Raw genomic sequence first — 18,602 nt, forward strand, 5'->3', positions numbered from 1 at the left:
CGCCTCCGCGGTCGCGCCCAAGGGCACTCCCACAGTTTGACTACGGCAGGGCCTGCTTTGCGGCGCCAACCGGACCTGGCAACGCCGTTGCGTGTGTAGGAGCCAGCTTGCTGGCGATCGTCCCATCCGGGGCGACTATCGCCAGCAAGCTGGCTCCTACAGCGGGACCGGGGCGAATGCGAACTTCGCGCCCGAAGCCGTCTTTCGACCTGCTCAATCGTCGGGGAGGGTCACCTTGCCTGCGACGTTGCGATGGTCGACATCACCTGAGCCGATGTCGTCGACGACCAGGTCTCCGGCGAGATCGCGCACCGAGAGGTCGCCCGAGCCGATGTCCTCGACGTGCACGTTGCCGGCGACGCCATCCAGCTTGATGTCGCCGGAGCCGAGGCGCTCGATGCGGACATCACCGCGCACCCGCTCGGCTTCAAGGTCGCCCGAGCCGACCCGGGTCACCAGCAGCTGGCCGGCGTCGCGGATGATGGCGTCGCCCGAACCGACCTCGACCACCACCTCGCCTGCGATCCGGATCAGCTCGGCATCGCCCGAGCCGACGCCCAGCCGAACGCGGTCGGCCTCGCGCACCGCAAGGTCGCCCGAGCCCACATCGGCGTCGACCTGACGGATGCCTTCCAGCGTGGCATCACCGCTGCCCAGCTCGATGGCCACGGGCAGGTCGGCAGGCAACTCGGCGTTGATCCGCAGGTAGGCGTAGGTGCGTCCGAAGAAGATGCCGGAGAAGTTCGACTCGGTGCGCATCTCGACGCGCAGCTCGTTGCCGACCCGGCGCTGTCGCAGGACGATCCCGTCGAGCCGGTCCGGGTCCGAACTGCAGGCCTGCCCCGCTACGACGGGTGCGCCCTTGGCTGGCACGACGACCAGCTCGCCGTTGCCCACTTCGAAGCGCACCGATTCGACGTCGCGCAGGTCGAGGTCGAGCGTGCGCGGCGCGCTGTGCTTGCAATCGTCGGCCAGGGCCAGGGCCGGAGCCAGGGCGAGCAGGGCGACAGCGGTCAGGTTCGCTTTCATCTTGGAATCTCCGGAAACAGGGGAGGGCTCAGCCCTCGTCGCGCCAGCGGCGCAGGCGGGTGGCGGCAAACAGCATGGCGATGCCGACGATCACGCCTACCCACAGGTGCGGACTGGCCATCGACGCATACACCGTGCCGAGGTTGACCAGTTCGGCCAGCTGCTCGGGCGATTCGACGTCCTCCATCTGCTCGAAGCTGCCGTTGAACCAGGTGCCCGGGAACATGCTGAACAGGGCGCGGGCGACCACGTGCTGCCAGAACCAGGAGTCGGGCACCGAGACGGCCTTCATCAGGTCGAACCAGCTGACCGCGATGCCGGCGCCCACCGGGATGCCCACCGCCCAGAGGAAGGGCTTGCTGCGGGCGAAGGCCGAGCAGAGCATCAGCCAGCCGACCGAGGGCAGGGCCCACAGTGCGGCCACCGGCAGGCTGGCGAGCAGCATGAACATGGCGCGCAGCGGGCTGGCATTGCCGAACAGGATGCCGAAGAAGTTCTGGCCGTTGAAGGCGAAGAACACGCCGATCACCAGCAGGGTCAGCAGGGCCGTGACCATGCCGGCGGCCATGCCGATCAGCGGGGCGACGACCAGGGCACTGGCCACCTTGCTGAGCACGGTGTCACGGTCGGAGATCGGCAGCGACTTCCAGAACAGCACGCTGCGGTCGCGGCGGTCGTCGTAGAGCGCGCCCAGGCAGTAGAAGAAGACCACCACGGCGGTGACGATGCCGACCATCGAGGTGATCATCATCAGGGTCAGGTCGATGCCGGCGGCCAGATGCTCCTGCGCTTCCGGCGGCATGTTCTTGATCACGCCGTCGAGCTTCACCAGGCCGATCTTGATGTGATTGCGGTCGGCCGCTGCGCTGGTCACGGCCAGGGCCATGATGTTGAGCAGGGTGAAGATTCCGCCGGCGACGATCGGCGCCCAGAAGAAGCCGCCCTTGTTCTCCCAGAACTCGCGCTTCAGCAGCCACTTGATGCTATTCATGCGTAGGCTCCCTTCATGGTGGCCACGAACAGGTCCGAGACGCTCGGCGTGCGGGTTTCTCCGATCGCCGCCAGCTCGCCGCGCGGAACCCCGTCGAACAGGAAGACCGACTTGCCGAACACCTGACGCTCGTCGATCGGCTTCAGGGCGCGGGTCGCCTCGGCGCGGTCGGCCGGGACCATGACCTCGCAGAAGCGGTCCGCCACCGCATCCATGCTGGCATCGAGGATGATCTTGCCGTCGCGGATGAACAGCAGGTCGGTGAGGATGTGCTCGATTTCCTCGACCTGGTGGGTGGTGATGATGATCGTCTTCTCTTCGTCGAAGTAGTCGTTGAGGAGGTTCTGGTAGAACTCCTTGCGATACAGGATGTCGAGGCCCAGGGTCGGCTCGTCCAGCACCAGCAGCTTGGCGTCGATGGCCATCACAAGAGACAGGTGCAGCTGCACGATCATGCCCTTGGACATCTGCTTGACCTTCATCTCGGGCTTGAGCTTGGTCTTGGACAGCAGGGCCTGGCAGCGCGCCCGGTTGAAGCGGGGGTGCACGCCCTCGACGAAGTCGACCGCCTCGCGCACCCGGATCCAGCGCGGCAGGACGGCGACATCGGCGATGAAGCAGACGTCCTTCATCAGCGCGTCGCGCTCGGTGCGGGGGTCATGGCCCAACACGCGCAGATCGCCGTCGAAATGGGCGAGGCCGAGGATCGCCTTCAGCGCGGTGGTCTTGCCGGCGCCGTTCGGGCCGATCAGGCCGACGATGCGGCCGGCCGGGATGTTGAAGTCCGCGCCGTCCAGGGCCGGTTTGCCGTTGTAGCTCTTGCGCAGGCCGCGCGCTTCGATCACGCCGCTCATTGCGCGGTCTCCTTGGGCTGGGGGGGAATGCGCAGCAGTTGCTCGGCCGACAGGCCGAGGCGTTCGATCCGCACCAGAACGGCCGGCCACTCCTCGCGCAGGAAGCGCTCTCGTTCGCTGGCCAGAAGTTTCTCCGGTGCCCCGTCGGTCACATACATACCCAGTCCCCTGCGTTTTTCGACCAGCGACTCGTCGGCCAGCTCCTGATAGGCGCGCGAGACGGTGATCGGGTTGAGTTGGAAGTCGGCGGCCACCTGCCGCACCGAGGGCAACGCATCCCCGGGCTTGAGCACGCCATCGAGCATCATCGCCACCACCCGCTCCTTGAGCTGCAGGTAGATGGGCGTGTTGTCATTCCACTGCACGCTCATGCACCGGGCTCCGGACGGCGGGCCGCCTTGGCGGCGAACGAATAGAACGGCATCCGCACCGCCGAGAGGACGCGGCGCGACGGCGTTTCGTGACGGGCCCCCTCCGGCTTGTCGGCAGCCTCGCGGGCGGTGTCGACCGCGGCGTCGATGGTCAGGGCGGTGAGGGTGACGGCGAGCTGGTAGGCGGCGCGCTCCTGCTCGCTGCTAAGGCCGGTGAGGCCGTACAGCGGGCTGGCCGGCTCGACGGCCTCGACCGCAGGTTCAGCCACGGCCATGAAGCTCAGGACCAGTACCGTCGCGACCAGGGCGGTCAGAAGCGAGCTTTTCAGTCGGTACCACATGAGGCCTCTCCCTTGGTGAGGTATTGCGTCGGTGTTGTAGCGAACTATAACACCAAAGACGGCGGGCGCAAGCCCCCGCAGCAGGGCGTTGTCGGCCGTTCAGTCGCCCCGGCTTCACACCGGCCGGATCGCCCGCCGGATAGCCTTGCTCAACCCAGACCGGAGACCGCCCATGAATTCGCCCGCCCGCCTGATCGGCCTTGTCCTGGCCGTGTGCCCTGCCGCCGCTTTCGCAGACTGCGCGCCGCTGCTGGACCACAGCTACCGCCCGCTGGCCGGCAAGCAGCCGGTGCACCTGTGCGAGGCCTATGCGGACAAGGTCGTGCTGGTGGTGAACACGGCCAGCAAGTGCGGCTTCACGCCCCAGTACGAGGGTCTGGAAGCCCTTCATCAGGAACTTGGCGAGCGTGGCTTTGCGGTGATCGGCTTCCCGTCCAATGACTTCATGGGCCAGGAGCCGGGCAGCGAGGAAGAGATCCGCGACTTCTGCACCAACACCTACGGCGTGAAATTTCCGATGTTCGAGAAGGTCAGCGTCACCGGCGACGAGGTCACGCCGCTGTATCGCGCGCTTGCCGAGGCCTCCGGCGAGGCGCCGGGGTGGAATTTCCACAAGTACCTGATCGACCGCGACGGCAAGTTCGTGGCCAGCTACGGCTCCCGCACCAAGCCCGACGACGCCGCCCTTCGCGAGCGCATCGAGGCACTGCTGGCGGCGCCGGCGGCGAAGGACTAGGGCCGAGCTTCGGCACCCAAGCTCAGCGGGCTTAATGGGCGCCAATTGGACGTTACGCAAATCCCGCCTGTAGGAGCCAGCTTGCTGGCGATCGTTCCATCCGGGGCGCCCATCGCCAGCAAGCTGGCTCCTACAAGGGGACCGGGGGAGCGCGAACTTCGCGCCCCCTCCTTCCGCCGCGGCTCAGAGCCTGCGCTTGATCGCCCGGATCATCCAGCCGAGTACTGGAATGTGCTGGAAGAGGCCGTCGGCGGCGTTCCAGTAGTCCTGGTGGTAGATGACCCGCCCCTCGGCGTCGAAGCGCAGGTGGCTGGCGCCGATGGTCCAGGTCTCGACACCGCGGCGGAAGCGCTTGAAGCGGATCATCATCTTCCAGCGGACGATGAACTCGCCGGGCTGGACCGGAGTGCTGGAGACGATCTCGACCCGGCAGTCCTCGACGGCCTCGGCACTTTCCGAAAGATAGAGGATGAGAGGCGCGCGGCCGCGCACGGATTTCAGGGTGTCGTTGAAATACACCGCGTCGGCATAGGTCTGCGGCACCAGCCGTTCGACGCGGTCCGGGGTGAAGCTGGAGAAGAAGGTCGCGAATCGCTCCAGCGCCTCGCGCTCGGCGTCGCTGCCCGGAGCGGGCACATCCGGATGGCTGCGACGCAGTTCGTCCAGGACTTCGAATGATTCCATGCTCGACACTCCGTTGGGACTGGCCTCACGATAGGGCAGGTGGAGTGAACGTGCTGCGCGCGGTCACGTCGCGCGCGCGGCTGCGTCCCCTCCACTGACCGGTTGGCCATCCCAAGGAAGACCGCATGATCCGCATCCTCATCCTGCTGGTCCTGCTCAGCGTGCTGGCGCTTTCGCTGCGGGCGATCTTCGCCGATAGCGATCCCCGCCGGCTGCGCGCGGCCGGCTGGGGCGCGCTGTCCGGCGGGCTGATCGTCCTGGGCCTGTGGATGATCCTGAGCTGAGTCGGTTCAGCCCTTGGCACTGGCCAGGCGCTTGAGGTCGGCCTCGGCCATCTGCTTGACCGAGGGATCGGCCTTGCCCAGTTCGTAGGCAGCGCGGGCCTCCTCGATGCGACCGAGCTTCTCCAGCAACTGGCCGCGGCGCCAGTGGGCGGCGGGCAGGGACAGCTCGTCCGGCACCTCGCCGGCGGCGATGAAGGCGTCGATCAGGGCGAGGCCCTCCTCGATCTTGTCGTCGCGGATCGCCGCCAGCCGGGCCAGCTGGTAGCGCGCCATGGCATCTCCCGGCACGCGGGCCAGGCGCGCGCGCCACAAGGCCTCCGACTCCGCCCATTTCTCGCCGCGCTGAAGGGTGCCGCTGTAGGCGAGCAGGACGCGGCCGTTGTCCGGAGACAGCTCGGCGGCCTCGCGCTGCAGCGCTTCGCCGCGGGCGGCATCCTTGTCGGAGAACGCCAGGATCGAGGCGGCGAGCTTGCCAAGGCCGGCGTCGCGCTGACCGATGGCCGCCACCTGGGACTCGGCCTTGTCGCGCCCACCGCCGAGGAAGCCCGGCGCCTGCAGGTAGTACTGGATCAGGTCGAAACGTGCATCGAGCATGTCCGGATCGATCTCGACGGCGCGCTCCCAGGCATCCCGGGTGCGTCCGGCCCACTTGGCCTGGGTAAACACGCTGGCCTGTACCGCCTGGCGGCCGTAGGCGCGGCCGGCCCAGACCAGCACGCGCGCGTCCTTCGAGTCCTCGCTGGCGGCCTCGGCGATCTCCACCGCGCGGTCGAGGTCGTTGCCGCGCAGCGCCTCACGGATCTGCTGGGCCTGTGCGGGCAGGGTATCGGCGAAAAGGGCGGGCGAGGCGAGGGCGAGCAGCAGACAGCAGGCAGCGCGGTGCAGCGTGGGCATGAACGGTTCCCCTTGGTTGGTGGGCGCATTGGAGCCGAGACCCGGGGGGCGCCGTGTAAAGGAATCGTTGCGCGGGAACGGGGAGTTGCAACCCCGTTCATCCGCGTCCCGCCACGCGTGATGGCGCTCAGTCCTCCTCGTGGCGCGGCCGGTAGGCCTCGGTCAGCTGCTTCTGCACGGGCGGCGGCACCGGTTCGTAGTGGCTGAACTCGATGGTGTAGCGGCCCTGGCCGGCCGTCGCGGCCTTCAGCTCGTTGGGATAGTCGCCGAGCTCGGCCAGCGGCACCTGCGCCTTGATCACCAGTTCGCCGCCGCGCAGCGCGTCGGTGCCGTTGATGCGTGCGCGCTTGCTGGCGAGTCCCCCGGTGATGTCGCCGACCGCGGCCTCGGGCACGCTGACATCGAGATTCACCACCGGTTCGAGCACGATCGGTCGGCCCTTGCCGATGGCGTCGAGGAAGGCCTTCTTGCCTGCGGTGACGAAGGCGATCTCCTTGCTGTCGACCGGATGGAACTTGCCGTCGTAGACGATCACCCGCACGTCCTGCAGGGCATAGCCGGCGACCGCCCCGGTCTCCAGCACCATGCGCACGCCTTTCTCCACCGCCGGGATGAACTGGTGCGGGATGGTCCCGCCCTTGACCTCATCGACGAACTCGAAGCCGGTGCCGCGGGGCAGCGGCTCGATGCGCAGGAAGACCTCGCCGAACTGTCCTGCGCCGCCGGTCTGCTTCTTGTGCCGATGGTGGCCGTCGGCGCGGCTGCTGATGGTTTCGCGGTAGGCGATGCGCGGGGGGCGGGTGGTGACGTCGACGCCGTAGCGCTCCTTCATCCGCTCCAGCATCAGCTTGAGGTGCAGTTCGCCCAGCCCGCGGATCACCGTTTCATTGAGCTCGCTGTGGTGTTCGACGCGGAAGCAGGGGTCCTCCTCGCCGAGCTTGTGCAGGGCGTTGGCGAGTTTCTGTTCCTGGCCCTTGCTGGCTGGCTCGATGGCGAGGCCGAACATCGGCTGCGGCAGGTCCAGGGGTTTCAGGTGGATGTGGTCCTCGTCATGGCTGTCGTGGAGCACGGCGTCGAAGTGGATCTCCTCGACCTTGGCGACGGCCGCGATGTCACCCGGGATGGCGTCCTCGATCTCGATGTGCTCCTTGCCGCGCAGCTTGAACAGGTGACCGACCTTGAACGGCTTCTTGCCGTCATCGACGAACAGCTGCGTATCGCGCCTCAGGGTGCCCTGGTAGACGCGGAAGATGCTGAGCTTGCCGACGAAGGGATCGTTGACGATCTTGAAGACGTCGGCGATGACATGCTTGTCGGCGTCCGGCTCGGCAAGGAACGGCTCCCCGTTGCGCTGGAAGGGTGGTGGGTTGGCCTCGTAAGGATTCGGCATCAGGTGCTCGCAGAGGTCGAGCAGTTCGGCTACGCCCACCCCGCTGCGCGCGGAGACGAAGCAGATCGGGACGAGGTGCTGTTCGCGCAGGCATTGCTCGAAGGCGTCATGCAGCTCCTTTCCGGAGAGCCCTTCCTCGCCCTCCTCGAGGTATTGGCCCATCACCTCTTCGTTGATCTCAACCACCTGGTCGATGATCTGCTGGTGCCAGTCGGCGACCGGCCCCAGATCGCTGTCGCCTTCGGCTTGCCGGAAGCAATCGACCACCTGGGCGCCGCTGGCGGCCGGCAGGTTGATCGGCAGGCACTCGCGGCCGAAGGTCGCGCGCAGCTCCTCGACCAGGGCTCCGAGATCGATGTCCGCGCTGTCGATCTTGTTCACCACCAGCAGCCTGCACAGCCGGCGTGCCTTGGCGTACTCCATCATCCGCTGCGTGCTGTACTCGATGCCGTTTGCGGCGTTGACCACGATGGCGACCGTCTCGACTGCGGCCAGCGCCGACAGCGTCGGCCCGCGGAAATCGGGATACCCGGGGGTATCGATCAGGTTGAGATGGGCGCCGCCGTGGTCGATCGAGGCGATGGCGCTGTTGATCGAGTGGCCGCGGCTCTTCTCCTGAGGGTCGAAGTCGGACAGGGTCGAGCCCTTCTCCACGCTGCCTGCCATCTGCAGGGTGCCGCCGGCATGCAGCAGGGCTTCGAACAAGGTGGTTTTGCCGGCGCCCGCGTGGCCCGCCAGGGCGATATTGCGGATGTCCTCGGTGGTGTAGCTCGGCATACGTGTTCCCTCCCCAGAGTCGACGTTGGCAGGACAAGCATGCACCCGTCGTCGGCGGGCCGCCACCGCGGCGGCGCGGGCCCCTGGCGCTGCCGGGGGTGCTACCTTTGCGCCTTTGATCCGGGGAAAGGAGTGGGCTATGTGGCGATGGTTGCGTTGGCCGGTCCGGCTGATGGCGCTGCTGCTGGTGGTTGCGGCGGGTCTGGTCTGGCACCAGTGGAACTTCAAGCCATGGTCGCTGGACCTGTTCTATCAGCGCGCCTTCCTGCAGTACGCCATCGACGACCCGCAGATGCTCTCCAGCATGCGCATCCTGCCGCCCTGGCTGGACTGGTACAGCGATGAGCTGACCGACGTCTCCCTGGAGCGCCAGGACGCCCTGCGCGAGAAGCTCAAGGACGATCTCGCCACGCTGCGCAGCTATGACCGCGAGGCGCTGAGCGAGGACGAGAAGCTCAGCTATGACGTGCTGGAGTATTTCCTCGCCATCCAGGCCGAGGGTGAGCCATTCCGCTTCCACAACTACCCGGCGAACCAGCTGTTCGGCTTCCAGAGCGGGTTGCCGACCTTCATGGCGACCCAGCATCCGGTGCGCTCGCAGGGCGATGCCGACGATTACAACGCGCGCCTCGACCAGTTCGACACCTTCTTCGCTCAGCAGATGGAGGGCGTCCGCCTGCGCGTGGAGAAGGGCATCGTGCCGCCGAGCTTCGTGGTCGAGAAGGTGCTCGCCGAGACCCGCAACTTCGTCGCCACGAAGCCCGAGGACAACATCCTCTACACCGCTCTCGCCGAGAAGCTCGACGCCATCGAACCGAGGGTCGAGGCCGGCCAGCGCCAGCGGATCCTGGCCACCACCCGGCAGCGCATCGAGCAGGTCGTCTATCCGGCCATGCAGACCCTGGTCGACTACTACGCCCAGCTGCTGCCCTCGGCGCGGCCCAACAACGGCGTCTGGGATCTGCCCCAAGGATCCGAGTTCTACGCCTATGCGGTGCGCCAGCACACCACGACGGACATGACACCCGATGAGGTCCATGAGCTGGGCCTGGCCGAAGTCGCGCGCATCGAGGCGGAGATGGACGCCATCCTGCAGGGCGAGGGTCTGGTCGAAGGCACCATCGGTGAGCGCGTCGACCAGATCGCCAGCCGTCCCGACCAGCTTTACCCGGACACCGAGGAAGGTCGTCAGCAGATCCTGGCCGACTACCAGGCGATGATCGACGAGATCGACGCCGGGATCGCCCCCTATTTCGGCAAGCGGCCAAGGGCCGGCGTGATCGTCGAGCGGGTGCCGGTGTTCCGCGAGAAGACCGCCCCGGGTGCCTATTACAACTCCCCGGCCTTCGACGGCTCGCGCCCCGGCGTGTTCTACGCCAATCTGCGCTCGGTCAAGGAAATTCCCCGGTTCGGGATGCGCACCCTGGCCTACCACGAAGGCATTCCCGGACACCATTTCCAGAAGGCCCTGCAGCAGGAAGCCACCGGCGTGCCGTTCTTCCGCAAGGTGCTGGGGTTCACTGCCTTTGCCGAAGGCTGGGCGCTGTATGCCGAGCGCCTGGCCTGGGAAATGGGCTTCCAGGACGAACCGCTGAACAACCTGGGTCGCCTGCAGGCAGAGATGTTCCGCGCCGTGCGCCTGGTGGTCGACTCGGGCATGCACCACAAGCGCTGGACCCGGGAGCAGGCGATCGACTATATGCGCGAGAAGACCGGCATGCCGCCCACCGACGTGACGGCCGAGATAGAGCGCTATCTGGTCAACCCTGGCCAGGCCCTGGCCTACAAGGTTGGCATGAATACGATCCTGCGCCTGCGCGAGGAGGCCAGGGCCGCGCTCGGCGAGCGCTTCAGCCTGAAGGATTTCCACGACGTGGTGCTGACCGGCGGCGACATGCCGCTGACCCTGCTCGAACGCCGGGTGAAGCGCTGGGTGGCGTCGCAGGGGTAACAGGCCGGGGCGCGCCCTTCGCTGGCAAGGCGCGAGGGGCGCCTTTGCGCGCAAAGCAGACATTCATAGGGTGCGGCTGGCCGCACCGGGCATACCGTTCGAACGCCCGAATCGGTGCGCCCAAGCCACACCCTATGAGGCTTCGCTGAAGCCCAACGAAGCCCGACTGCAGGAGCGCACATGGGCGCGACCGCGGCGTTCCGCTCTGGCCGCGGTCTGTGGTGAATCCGTAGCGCTGCGGTCGCGCCCAAGGGCCGTCCCACAATCTGACTCAGGCAAGGCCTACTTGGCGGCGCAAACCGGGCCTGGCAACGCTGTTGCACGTAGGAGCCAGCTTGCTGGCGATAGGTGCCCCGGAAGGGACGATCGCCAGCAAGCTGGCTCCTACATTCGGGCTCTGCGGAAGGTCTGCTTCGCGCCCGAATCGCGCATTGCCTGCTCCCTGCATGTGGCCGCGGACTTGCCCGCGACCGCGGCGGCGCCGTTCTGCCGGAGACGGTGGCCGGAGCACATCCTGGCGGGCGCGCCCGAGTGCACTCCGACAGGAGGCACCCGGGCGGGGCCGGGCCCGGCGAGCGGCTGCAATGCGCAGTCTAGGACCTTTCGCCAGACCCCCTCCGGCATCGCGCCGCGCGATGCCGGAGGGGGCGAGGGCGACTACGGCTGGGCCGGCTTCTTCGGCTCCAGGCCGCGGCGCTTGAGCAGCGGCGCGATGTCCGGGGCGCGGCCACGGAAGTCCTCGAACAGCTCCATGGCCGGCTTGCTGCCGCCGCGGGAGAGCAGGGTCTTGCGGAAGTGGTCGCCGTTCTCGCGCTTCAGGCCGCCGTTCTCCTTGAACCACTCGACGCTGTCGGCGTCCAGCACCTCGCTCCACATGTAGGAGTAGTAGCCGGCCGAATAGCCGCCGGCGAAGATGTGGTTGAAGTAGGTGCTGCGGTAGCGCGGCGGCACCGGCTCGAAGTCGAGGCCAAGCTTCTTCAGCGAGGCCGCCTCGAAGGCCAGCACGTCGGTCGGTACCTGGTCGGCGGTGATCTGGTGCCAGGCCTGGTCAATCACCGAGGCGGCGAGGTACTCGGTGGTCGCATAGCCCTGGTTGAACTGCTCCGCTGCCAGCACCTTGTCCAGCAGGGCCTTGGGGATCGGCTCGCCGGTCTGGTAGTGCACCGCGTAGTTGGCCAGCACCGACGGCCAGGTCGCCCACATCTCGTTGACCTGCGAGGGGTACTCGACAAAGTCGCGGGGAACCTGGGTGCCGGCGAAGCGCGGATAGTGCACGTCGGAGAACATCCCGTGCAGGTTGTGGCCGAACTCATGGAACAGGGTGGTGACCTCGTCGAAGGTCATCAGGGTCGGCTCGCCTTCGGTCGGCTTGGGAATATTCAGGTGGTTGCCCATCACCGGCTGGGTGCCAAGCAGGCCGCTCTGCAACACGTAGGAGTTGGCCCAGGCGCCGCCGCGTTTGCTCGGCCTGGCATAGAGATCAAGCAGCAGGATGGCCAGGCGCGAGCCGTCCTCGTTGAACACCTCGAAGACGCGCACGTCGGGGTGGTAGGTCGGCAGGTCCTTGCGCTCCTTGACGCCGAGGCCATACAGCTCCTTGGCGGCGTGGAAAACGCCCTTGAACAGCACGTTCTCCAGCTCGAAGTAGGGGCGCAGCGCGGCCGCATCGAATTCGAACTTCTGCTGGCGGACCTTCTCGGCGTAGTACGGCCAGTCCCAGGCGGCCAGCTTGAACTCGCCCCCCTCGGCCTCGATCACCTGCTGGATGTCGGAGGCTTCGGCGCGCGCATTGGCCACGGCGGCGGGGGAGAGGTCGGAGAGCAGCTTGTTGACCGTGTCGACCGAGCCTGCCGTCTGCTCTTCCAGCTGATAGGCGGCATGGTTGGCGTAGCCGAGCAGGGCCGCACGCTGGGCGCGCAGGCGGACGATGTCCCGGACCAGCTCGCGGTTGTCGTGTTCGCCACCCTGGCTGCTGCGGGTGATCGAGGTCTTCAGCAGGGTCTCGCGGAGGCTGCGGTCATGCAGGGAAGACAGCGCCGGCTGGCTGGAGGTGTTCTGCAGGGTGATGAGGTAGGGCGCCTCGACGTCCTCGGCCTGCTTGGCGGCCGCTTCGGCTGCCGCGATCGCGCCGCTGGCGAGGCCGTCCAGACGCTTCTTGTCGTCGACCGCCACGGCCGAGGCATTGGTCGAGGCCAGCACGTTCTGGCCGAAGGCGGTCTGCAGCCTGGCCAGCTCGGCGTTGTAGGTCTTGAGGGTCTCCTTGTCCCCGGCGCTGAGCTGGGCGCCTGCGCGGACGAAGTCGGTGTAGTAGCGCTCGATCAGCTGCTTCGACTCGGCGTCGATGTCGAGCGTCTCGCGGTTCTCGTGGAGGCTGCGCAGGCGCTGGTAGAGCTTGTCGTTGAGGGTGATCGCATCCTGGTGCGCGGCGAAGCGCGGCGCGAACTCGCGTGCGACCTTCTGCAGCTCGGGATTGGTGTGGGCGCCATTGAGGTTGCCGAAGACGGCGCCGACCCGGCGCAGCACGTCGCCGCTGCGCTCCATGGCCACCACGGTGTTCTCGAAGCTGGGCGGCTCGGGGTTGTTGGCGATCGCCTCGATCTCGGCCAGGTGCAGGCGCATTCCATGGTCGAGGGCCGGGGCGAAGTGCTCGTTGCGGATGCGGTCGAAGTGCGGCATGCCGAGCGGCAGGGTGCTCGGCGCGACCAGCGGGTTGGCCTCGATCGATTCGCCGGCGGCGACGGCTGGCGCGGTGTCCTCCGCCAGCAGCGGGGGTGACAGGGCGAGGGCGATGGCGAGGGCAAGCACGTGGGTCGGTTTCATCATCGGCAGGTCCGCGTTGGGGAAGCGGGCAGGATACCCGTGCAGCCGGGCAAGGCCGCGTGCAGGCGGGATGATCGACAGGAGGCTGCGATGGATCGCGCGCCGGGCGCGACGAGCCGACCCGGGTGGCCCACCGGCAAGACGGCCGTTCGCCCTGAGGAATCGAAGTGCGAAGCCGCGTGCCTGTGTGGGCCGTTCGTGCTTCGATACCTCAGCACGAACGGGTTCAGGCGGAACCGGGCCTTGGGGTTTGAGGCGGATTGGCGCCAGCGATCCGCCAACCTGCAAGCCCACCGCTCGCCCTGAGGTATCGAAGGGCGAAGCCGCATGGTTGCGAGCGCCGTTCGTGCTTCGATACCTCAGCACGAACGGCTTGGGATCTCATCGCGGACGGCTCCTATCCCGCCGCAGAAGCAGCTTCGGTACGAACCGGACGTCGGGGGCCTGAGGCGGGCTCGAATCATCCCGGGGGCGAGGTGGCCTCATACGCTCCACCCGTGCGCCAACCTGCAAGCCAACCGTTCGCCCTGAGGTATCGAAGGGCGAAGACGCATGATTGCGATGGCCGTTCGTGCTCCGGCACCTCAGCGTGGAGGGCATCGGGCCGGGCAGGGTGGCTACGCGGCGATGCAGGCTCCGGTGCCTGCTCAGAAGCCGGCGGGATGCGCCTCCAGCCAGCGCGCTTCCTCGGCGGTGGTGGTTCGCCCCAGCACCCGGTTCCGGTGCGGGAAGCGGCCGAAGCGCTCGATCGGCTCGGCGTGCCGGCGGGCGTAGTCCAGCCAGCCGGCGGTGTGCGTGGCCAGTTCGGCATCGGCTGCCTCGTGCAGGGCGCCGAATGCAGCTAGCGAGCGGGCCTGCATGGACCGGTCCTCGGCATGCTCGAACGGCAGGTAGCAGAACAGGCGCGTGGCAGCGGGCAGGGCGGTATCGAATCCGGACGCGCAGCCGCGCAGGGCCGCGCGCTGTGCCTGCGGGTCGTGGGCGAAGGCCCGGGGGCTGCCCCGGTAGAGGTTACGAGGGAACTGGTCGACCGCAATCAGCCAGGCGAGCCAGCCGACCGGGGTATCGAGCCATGCGGCGCGCTGTTCCTTGACCGCGGCCTCGACGACCCCGGTGAAACGCTCGGCGATGATCCGGTCGACCGCGGCGTCGGAGGAGAACCACAGCGACTGCCGCTCGCCGGCCCAGCGGGCGTCGTAGGGGCCGTGGCCGAGCCAGAAGGCGAGCACCTCGGCGGCTTCGGAATCGGGTGCGCGATCGGGAAGCGGATCTGCGGGCGGGCCGCCGGGCTTCATCAGAAGCTGGCTTCCGACTCGCGCTCCTCCTCGCCCCAGCAGCGCCATTCGGGCGAAGGGGCCGGCTCGAAGAAGAAGGCCGCCCGGGCCAGCTCGCGCGAGCGTTTCGCCCAGAGCGGATCCAGCTGGTCCGGGCGCACGCTGCGGTTGATCTTGAACGGAGCGTCGGCGTCGATGTCGATCGCGGGGGACAGCTCCTCGGCATCGGGGCGGACTACGATCCGGACCCGTGGCGTCAGGGCCGCACCCGGCCGCGAGGCGACCACCAGGGCGATGCGCCGGTCGCTCAATTCGACCAGGGTGCCCGGAGGGTAGACCCCCAGCAGGCGGACGAAGCGGGCCAGCAGCGAGGCGTCGAAATGCGCGCGCTCCTGTCCGTACATCTGCTGCAGGGCCTGGTGCGGGGTGATGCCCGCATCGGCCTGCGCCGGGCAGACCAGGTTCATGTAGCGATTGGCGATGGCCAGGACCTGGCCGGGCAGGGAAAGCTGCTCGCCCCGCAGACCGGCGGGCAGCCCGCTGCCGTCGGCGTGCTCGCGATGCTCGGCAATGCCGCGCAGCACCGACTCGTCCAGACCCATCTGCCGGGCCAGTTCCACGCTGTCGCGAATCCGTCGCGAAAGCGCTTCGCGGGCGGCCGGGGTGGACGGGTCGGGCGGACGCGACTCGGGATCCTCCCCGCGAATCCGCCCGATGTCGTGGAGCAGCCCCGCCATGGCCAGCGGTCGCAGCGCCTCCTCGTCCATGCCGGCATCGCGGCCCAGAAGCAGGGACAGGGCGACGACGGCGACCTCGTGCCCGGCTTCTTCCTGCCCGGCCTTGTCGGTCAGCAGGCGCACCGCCGGACGGTCGCACTCGCTGACCGCGGTGCTGACCATCTCGGCCAGCTGCTCGGCGGGCTCGCGCGCAGCGCCCGGGTCCTCACGCAGCGTCTGCAGCAGGGAGGCGTGGCGGCTGGCGACATCGTCGTACTCGTTCTCGATCCAGTGCTCGGAGAGGCTTTCCCACTCGTCGAGGCTGACCGGCTCCATGACCTTCTGAACCGCGGGGGCGGGCGGCGCCTGCGCCGGGGAGGAGGCAGGCGGCGCAGCTTCCTCGGCGGCTTCGGCGGTCGCGGGCGCCGGCAGCGGCTCGACGCTGGAACGCTCCGGCGACCAGCGGATGCGGGTCATGCCCAGCGCCCGCAGCTGGGCGATCTGCTCCTCGCTGCGGAGGGTGAAGCGGCTGCGCAAGAAGGGATGATTGCTCCAGCCGACGTCGAGCACGATATGCATGCCTACGCGCAGGCGGTCGACATCGATCAGCGGCAGCTCGGATGCAGCCATGCTCGGCCCCGGGGGTTGGACCCCACGGAGCATACCGCCGGAACGGGGCCATGGCATGTGACGCAGGCCGCCGAACCGCCCCTCCATGCGGGTCTTGCTGACGGAACAGTTGGCTATCCGTTCCCCGGTCGGGGCGAATCGCCTCTACGGCGGCTTGCCTGCGGGCCTTGCAGCGCAGCCCGGGACTGCGCACAGTCCCGGGCTGCCCTGCAAGGAAACCACCCGCCATGCGCCTGCTCCTGCTGCTTGTCGTTTCGCTGTGTCTGCCTGACGCCGAAGCCTCGCCTTCCAACCAGCGCTATCGGGTGATCACCGGCGGCAATGTGGTCGGCCATGTGCTGGCCACGCAGCGGGCCGATGCGCTTGGCATCGAGTACGACGTCAAGAACAACGGTCGCGGGCCGACGATCAGCGAGTCGATCGTGCTCGACGAGCAGGGGCGGCCGGTGCGCTGGTCGATCATGGGCAACACCACGTTCGGCAGTCCGGTGAACGAGGATTTCGCGGCTGGTGAGGGTCGGGTTCGCTGGCGCGATGCCACCGGCAGCCAGGACCAGCCGATCGGCGAGCGTCGGCTGTACGTGGCGCAGTCGGCCAGTCCCTACGCGCTTGGCCTGTATGCCCGGGCCCTGCTCGAGGCGCCGGGCATGGCACTGGACGTGTTGCCCAACGGGCGGCTGGCGCTGGAGCGCGGTGAGACCCTGCAGCTCAACGGCGAGCCGGGGCCGCTGGCGGCGACGGTCTATTCGCTGTCCGGTCTTGATCTCGCCCCGAGCTATTTCCTGCTCGATGCCGATCAGCGTCTGGTGGCCAGCATCAGTCCGCGCTCGGTGGTGGTGCGCGAGGGTTACGAGGCCGAGGAGGAACGTCTGCGCGAGCTGGCGGCGCAGCTGGCCGCCGATCGACTGCAGGCGATCAGCCAGCGCCACACCCATCGCTTCGACGCGCCGCTGCGGCTGCGCAATGTCCGGGTCTTCGACCCGCGCTCCCTGTCGGTCGGCGAGCCGGTCAGCGTGGTCGTGCACGACCGGCGGATCAGCGGCGTACAGCCGGCCGATGCGCCGGCCAGCGCAGGCGAGCTGGAGATGGACGGCGAGGGTGGGGTGCTGGTGCCCGGCATGTTCGAGATGCACGCCCATACCGGCGAGAGCAGCGCCCTGCTCAATGTGCTGGCCGGGGTTACCTCGATGCGCGACATGGGCAACAACAACGAGGTGCTCGATGCGCTGATCCGGCGCATCGAGTCCGGGGAGCTGATCGGCACGCGGATCACCCGCAGCGGCTTCATCGAGGGCCGCAGCCCGTTCAACTCGAACAACGGCCGCCTGGTGGCCAGCGAGGCCGAGGGCCTCGATGCGGTGCGCTGGTACGCCGCCCGAGGCTTCTGGCAGGTCAAGCTCTACAACAGTCTCGATCCGTCCTGGTCGCCGGCGCTGATCCGCGAGGCCAAGCGCCTCGGACTGCGCGTCGCCGGCCACGTGCCGGCCTTCTCCAACGCCGACGCGATGATCGCCGCCGGCTACGACGAGCTGACCCATATCAACCAGATCATGCTGGGCTGGGTGCTTGAGCCCGATGAGGACACCCGCACCCTGCTGCGGATCACGGCGCTGAAGCGCTTTGCCGGCATGGACATCTCCAGCGAGCGCGTGCAGCGCACGATCGGCGCCATCGTCGAGCGCAAGGTCGCGGTCGAACCCACCCTGGTGATCCACGAGGCGGCCATGCTCGGCCGCGAGGGCGAGGTGCCGGTGGGCCGCGTCGACTACCTGGACCACATGCCGATCGGCACCCAGCGCGATGCCCGCCAGGCCTGGCTGAAGTTCGAGTCGCCCGAGGACGATGCCGCCTACCGGAAGGCCTACGGGGTGATCGTGGCGACCCTGCGCGAGATGCACGCCCGCGGCGTGCTGCTGGTGCCGGGCACGGACATGGGCGGCGCCTTCACCTACCACCGCGAGCTGGAGCTGTTCCAGCAGCTCGGCATGAGCCCGGCCGAGGTGCTGCGCCGGGCAACCCTGGACATGGCCGAGTACCTTGGCCAGTCGGCCCGGCTCGGCAGCATCGAGCGCGGAAAGCTGGCCGATTTCTTTCTCGTCGCCGGCGATCCGACCCAGGATCTCAAGGCGATCAAGGCGGTGCGCCTGGTGGTCAAGGATGGGGCGGTGTTCCTGCCCGACCAGGTCTATCCGGAGTTCGGCATCCGGCCCTTCGCCAGCTCGCCTGCGCTGCCGGAGAAGGAACGGTGAGCGAGCGGCACTGGACCGGGCCCGACGGCGCGCCGCGCTGTCGCTGGTGCGCGGGGGCGCCCGAGTTCCTCGACTACCACGACCGCGAGTGGGGCTTTCCGGTCGCCGATGATGTCCGGCTGTTCGAAAAGATCTGCCTCGAGGGCTTCCAGTCGGGTTTGAGCTGGCGAACCATCCTCGCCAAGCGGGAGAATTTCCGCGCCGCGTTCGACGGCTTCGACTTCCGCCGGGTGGCCGGCTACGGCGAGGCCGAGGTGCAGGGCCTGCTGCAGGACGCCGGCATCGTCCGCCACCGCGGCAAGATCGAGGCGACCATCAACAACGCCGCGCGGGCCTGCGAGATGGTCGAACAGGAAGGTTCACTGGCGGCCTTCTTCTGGCGCCACGAACCCGAGCCGTTGCCGGCGGGACAGGCTCAGACGCTGACCTGGTCGGCGACCTCGGAGGCGATCTCGAAGACGCTGAAGAAGCGCGGCTGGCGCTTCGTTGGTCCGACCACGGTGTTCGCCTTCATGCAGGCGATGGGCCTGATCAATGATCACGTCGAGGGCTGCGTCGTCCGCGATCGCGTCGAGGCGGCGCGCAAGGCCTTCCGCCGGCCGGGCTGAGCC

The 18,602-nt window shown here is 68.1% G+C and carries 16 protein-coding genes; 5 read left to right on the top strand and 11 right to left on the bottom strand.

The annotated features are described in order from the left end of the window. Positions 1-213 precede the first annotated feature (213 nt). Genes M0G41_RS17060 through M0G41_RS17080 form a run of 5 tightly spaced genes read right to left on the bottom strand, consistent with a single transcriptional unit; the run spans position 214 to position 3,586 of the window. Positions 214-1,029 carry a DUF4097 family beta strand repeat-containing protein gene (locus tag M0G41_RS17060; RefSeq protein WP_248211266.1) on the bottom strand — a complete coding sequence of 272 codons (816 nt, stop codon included), beginning with the start codon at positions 1,027-1,029 and terminating at the stop codon, positions 214-216. Positions 1,030-1,057: 28 nt separating this feature from the next. After that, positions 1,058-2,020 (bottom strand): ABC-2 transporter permease, encoded by a 963-nt coding sequence (locus tag M0G41_RS17065; protein WP_248211269.1) that lies wholly within the window; start codon positions 2,018-2,020, stop codon positions 1,058-1,060. Beyond that, the gene (locus tag M0G41_RS17070) at positions 2,017-2,874 is read right to left on the bottom strand and encodes an ABC transporter ATP-binding protein (RefSeq protein ID WP_248211270.1); all 858 of its coding nucleotides are present in this window, start codon (positions 2,872-2,874) and stop codon (positions 2,017-2,019) included. Before M0G41_RS17070 ends, M0G41_RS17065 begins: the two co-directional genes overlap by 4 nt. After that, positions 2,871-3,245 carry a GntR family transcriptional regulator gene (locus M0G41_RS17075; RefSeq protein WP_248211272.1) on the bottom strand — a complete coding sequence of 125 codons (375 nt, stop codon included), beginning with the start codon at positions 3,243-3,245 and terminating at the stop codon, positions 2,871-2,873. Before M0G41_RS17075 ends, M0G41_RS17070 begins: the two co-directional genes overlap by 4 nt. Continuing rightward, positions 3,242-3,586 carry a hypothetical protein gene (locus tag M0G41_RS17080; RefSeq protein ID WP_248211274.1) on the bottom strand — a complete coding sequence of 115 codons (345 nt, stop codon included), beginning with the start codon at positions 3,584-3,586 and terminating at the stop codon, positions 3,242-3,244. The genes M0G41_RS17075 and M0G41_RS17080 overlap by 4 nt, the downstream gene beginning before the upstream one ends. Before the next feature lie 172 nt (positions 3,587-3,758). Here M0G41_RS17080 and M0G41_RS17085 point away from each other — a divergent pair, with 172 nt between their 5' ends. After that, positions 3,759-4,322: a glutathione peroxidase gene (locus tag M0G41_RS17085; RefSeq protein ID WP_248211276.1), complete on the top strand. Its 564-nt coding sequence runs from the start codon at positions 3,759-3,761 to the stop codon at positions 4,320-4,322. Between the two features lie 183 nt (positions 4,323-4,505). Here M0G41_RS17085 and M0G41_RS17090 read toward each other — a convergent pair whose 3' ends face one another. Then, on the bottom strand, positions 4,506-5,006 hold the full coding sequence (locus tag M0G41_RS17090; RefSeq protein WP_248211279.1) for a nuclear transport factor 2 family protein: 501 nt from the start codon (positions 5,004-5,006) through the stop codon (positions 4,506-4,508). Between the two features lie 125 nt (positions 5,007-5,131). On the opposite strand from M0G41_RS17090, the gene M0G41_RS17095 reads away from it, so the two are divergent. Beyond that, the gene (locus M0G41_RS17095) at positions 5,132-5,290 is read left to right on the top strand and encodes a hypothetical protein (protein WP_248211281.1); all 159 of its coding nucleotides are present in this window, start codon (positions 5,132-5,134) and stop codon (positions 5,288-5,290) included. 6 nt (positions 5,291-5,296) lie between these two features. Here the strand turns inward: M0G41_RS17095 and M0G41_RS17100 are convergent, their stop codons facing one another. Together M0G41_RS17100 and fusA are read right to left on the bottom strand one after the other, a co-directional pair. Continuing rightward, complete coding sequence (locus M0G41_RS17100; RefSeq protein WP_248211284.1) at positions 5,297-6,184, bottom strand: tetratricopeptide repeat protein; 888 nt, start codon at positions 6,182-6,184, stop codon at positions 5,297-5,299. Between the two features lie 127 nt (positions 6,185-6,311). Continuing rightward, positions 6,312-8,351, bottom strand: a complete 2,040-nt coding sequence (gene fusA / locus M0G41_RS17105) for an elongation factor G (protein ID WP_248211285.1) — start codon at positions 8,349-8,351, stop codon at positions 6,312-6,314. 139 nt (positions 8,352-8,490) lie between these two features. Here fusA and M0G41_RS17110 point away from each other — a divergent pair, with 139 nt between their 5' ends. Further along, positions 8,491-10,302, top strand: a complete 1,812-nt coding sequence (locus tag M0G41_RS17110) for a DUF885 domain-containing protein (protein WP_248211288.1) — start codon at positions 8,491-8,493, stop codon at positions 10,300-10,302. 657 nt (positions 10,303-10,959) lie between these two features. On the opposite strand, the gene M0G41_RS17115 is transcribed toward M0G41_RS17110, so the two are convergent. From M0G41_RS17115 to M0G41_RS17125, 3 genes are all read right to left on the bottom strand, one after another. Further along, positions 10,960-13,122, bottom strand: coding sequence for a M3 family metallopeptidase (locus M0G41_RS17115; protein ID WP_248211289.1), 2,163 nt, complete (start codon positions 13,120-13,122; stop codon positions 10,960-10,962). A gap of 647 nt (positions 13,123-13,769) precedes the next feature. Further along, entirely contained in the window at positions 13,770-14,417 is a 648-nt protein-coding gene (locus M0G41_RS17120) for a DUF924 family protein (protein ID WP_248211292.1), read from the bottom strand. Continuing rightward, entirely contained in the window at positions 14,417-15,742 is a 1,326-nt protein-coding gene (locus tag M0G41_RS17125) for an HD-GYP domain-containing protein (RefSeq protein WP_248211294.1), read from the bottom strand. The genes M0G41_RS17120 and M0G41_RS17125 overlap by 1 nt, the downstream gene beginning before the upstream one ends. Positions 15,743-15,969: 227 nt before the next feature. On the opposite strand from M0G41_RS17125, the gene M0G41_RS17130 reads away from it, so the two are divergent. After that, the gene (locus M0G41_RS17130; RefSeq protein ID WP_248211297.1) at positions 15,970-17,991 is read left to right on the top strand and encodes an amidohydrolase family protein; all 2,022 of its coding nucleotides are present in this window, start codon (positions 15,970-15,972) and stop codon (positions 17,989-17,991) included. Next, positions 17,988-18,599, top strand: a complete 612-nt coding sequence (locus M0G41_RS17135) for a DNA-3-methyladenine glycosylase I (protein WP_248211299.1) — start codon at positions 17,988-17,990, stop codon at positions 18,597-18,599. The genes M0G41_RS17130 and M0G41_RS17135 overlap by 4 nt, the downstream gene beginning before the upstream one ends. The last annotated feature ends 3 nt before the right edge of the window (positions 18,600-18,602 follow it).

The organism is Pseudomarimonas salicorniae (assembly GCF_023156535.1).
GTDB classification, from domain to species: Bacteria; Pseudomonadota; Gammaproteobacteria; order Xanthomonadales; family Xanthomonadaceae; genus Pseudomarimonas; species Pseudomarimonas salicorniae.

Excerpts from the sequence above, each read along its gene's own strand:
- M0G41_RS17060 (WP_248211266.1), bottom strand. The coding sequence starts at position 1,029 with ATGAAAGCGAACCTGACCGCTGTCGCCCTGCTCGCCCTGGCTCCGGCC.
- M0G41_RS17065 (WP_248211269.1), bottom strand. The coding sequence starts at position 2,020 with ATGAATAGCATCAAGTGGCTGCTGAAGCGCGAGTTCTGGGAGAACAAG.
- M0G41_RS17070 (WP_248211270.1), bottom strand. The coding sequence starts at position 2,874 with ATGAGCGGCGTGATCGAAGCGCGCGGCCTGCGCAAGAGCTACAACGGC.
- M0G41_RS17075 (WP_248211272.1), bottom strand. The coding sequence starts at position 3,245 with ATGAGCGTGCAGTGGAATGACAACACGCCCATCTACCTGCAGCTCAAG.
- M0G41_RS17080 (WP_248211274.1), bottom strand. The coding sequence starts at position 3,586 with ATGTGGTACCGACTGAAAAGCTCGCTTCTGACCGCCCTGGTCGCGACG.
- M0G41_RS17085 (WP_248211276.1), top strand. The coding sequence starts at position 3,759 with ATGAATTCGCCCGCCCGCCTGATCGGCCTTGTCCTGGCCGTGTGCCCT.
- M0G41_RS17090 (WP_248211279.1), bottom strand. The coding sequence starts at position 5,006 with ATGGAATCATTCGAAGTCCTGGACGAACTGCGTCGCAGCCATCCGGAT.
- M0G41_RS17095 (WP_248211281.1), top strand. The coding sequence starts at position 5,132 with ATGATCCGCATCCTCATCCTGCTGGTCCTGCTCAGCGTGCTGGCGCTT.
- M0G41_RS17100 (WP_248211284.1), bottom strand. The coding sequence starts at position 6,184 with ATGCCCACGCTGCACCGCGCTGCCTGCTGTCTGCTGCTCGCCCTCGCC.
- fusA (WP_248211285.1), bottom strand. The coding sequence starts at position 8,351 with ATGCCGAGCTACACCACCGAGGACATCCGCAATATCGCCCTGGCGGGC.
- M0G41_RS17110 (WP_248211288.1), top strand. The coding sequence starts at position 8,491 with ATGTGGCGATGGTTGCGTTGGCCGGTCCGGCTGATGGCGCTGCTGCTG.
- M0G41_RS17115 (WP_248211289.1), bottom strand. The coding sequence starts at position 13,122 with ATGAAACCGACCCACGTGCTTGCCCTCGCCATCGCCCTCGCCCTGTCA.
- M0G41_RS17120 (WP_248211292.1), bottom strand. The coding sequence starts at position 14,417 with ATGAAGCCCGGCGGCCCGCCCGCAGATCCGCTTCCCGATCGCGCACCC.
- M0G41_RS17125 (WP_248211294.1), bottom strand. The coding sequence starts at position 15,742 with ATGGCTGCATCCGAGCTGCCGCTGATCGATGTCGACCGCCTGCGCGTA.
- M0G41_RS17130 (WP_248211297.1), top strand. The coding sequence starts at position 15,970 with ATGCGCCTGCTCCTGCTGCTTGTCGTTTCGCTGTGTCTGCCTGACGCC.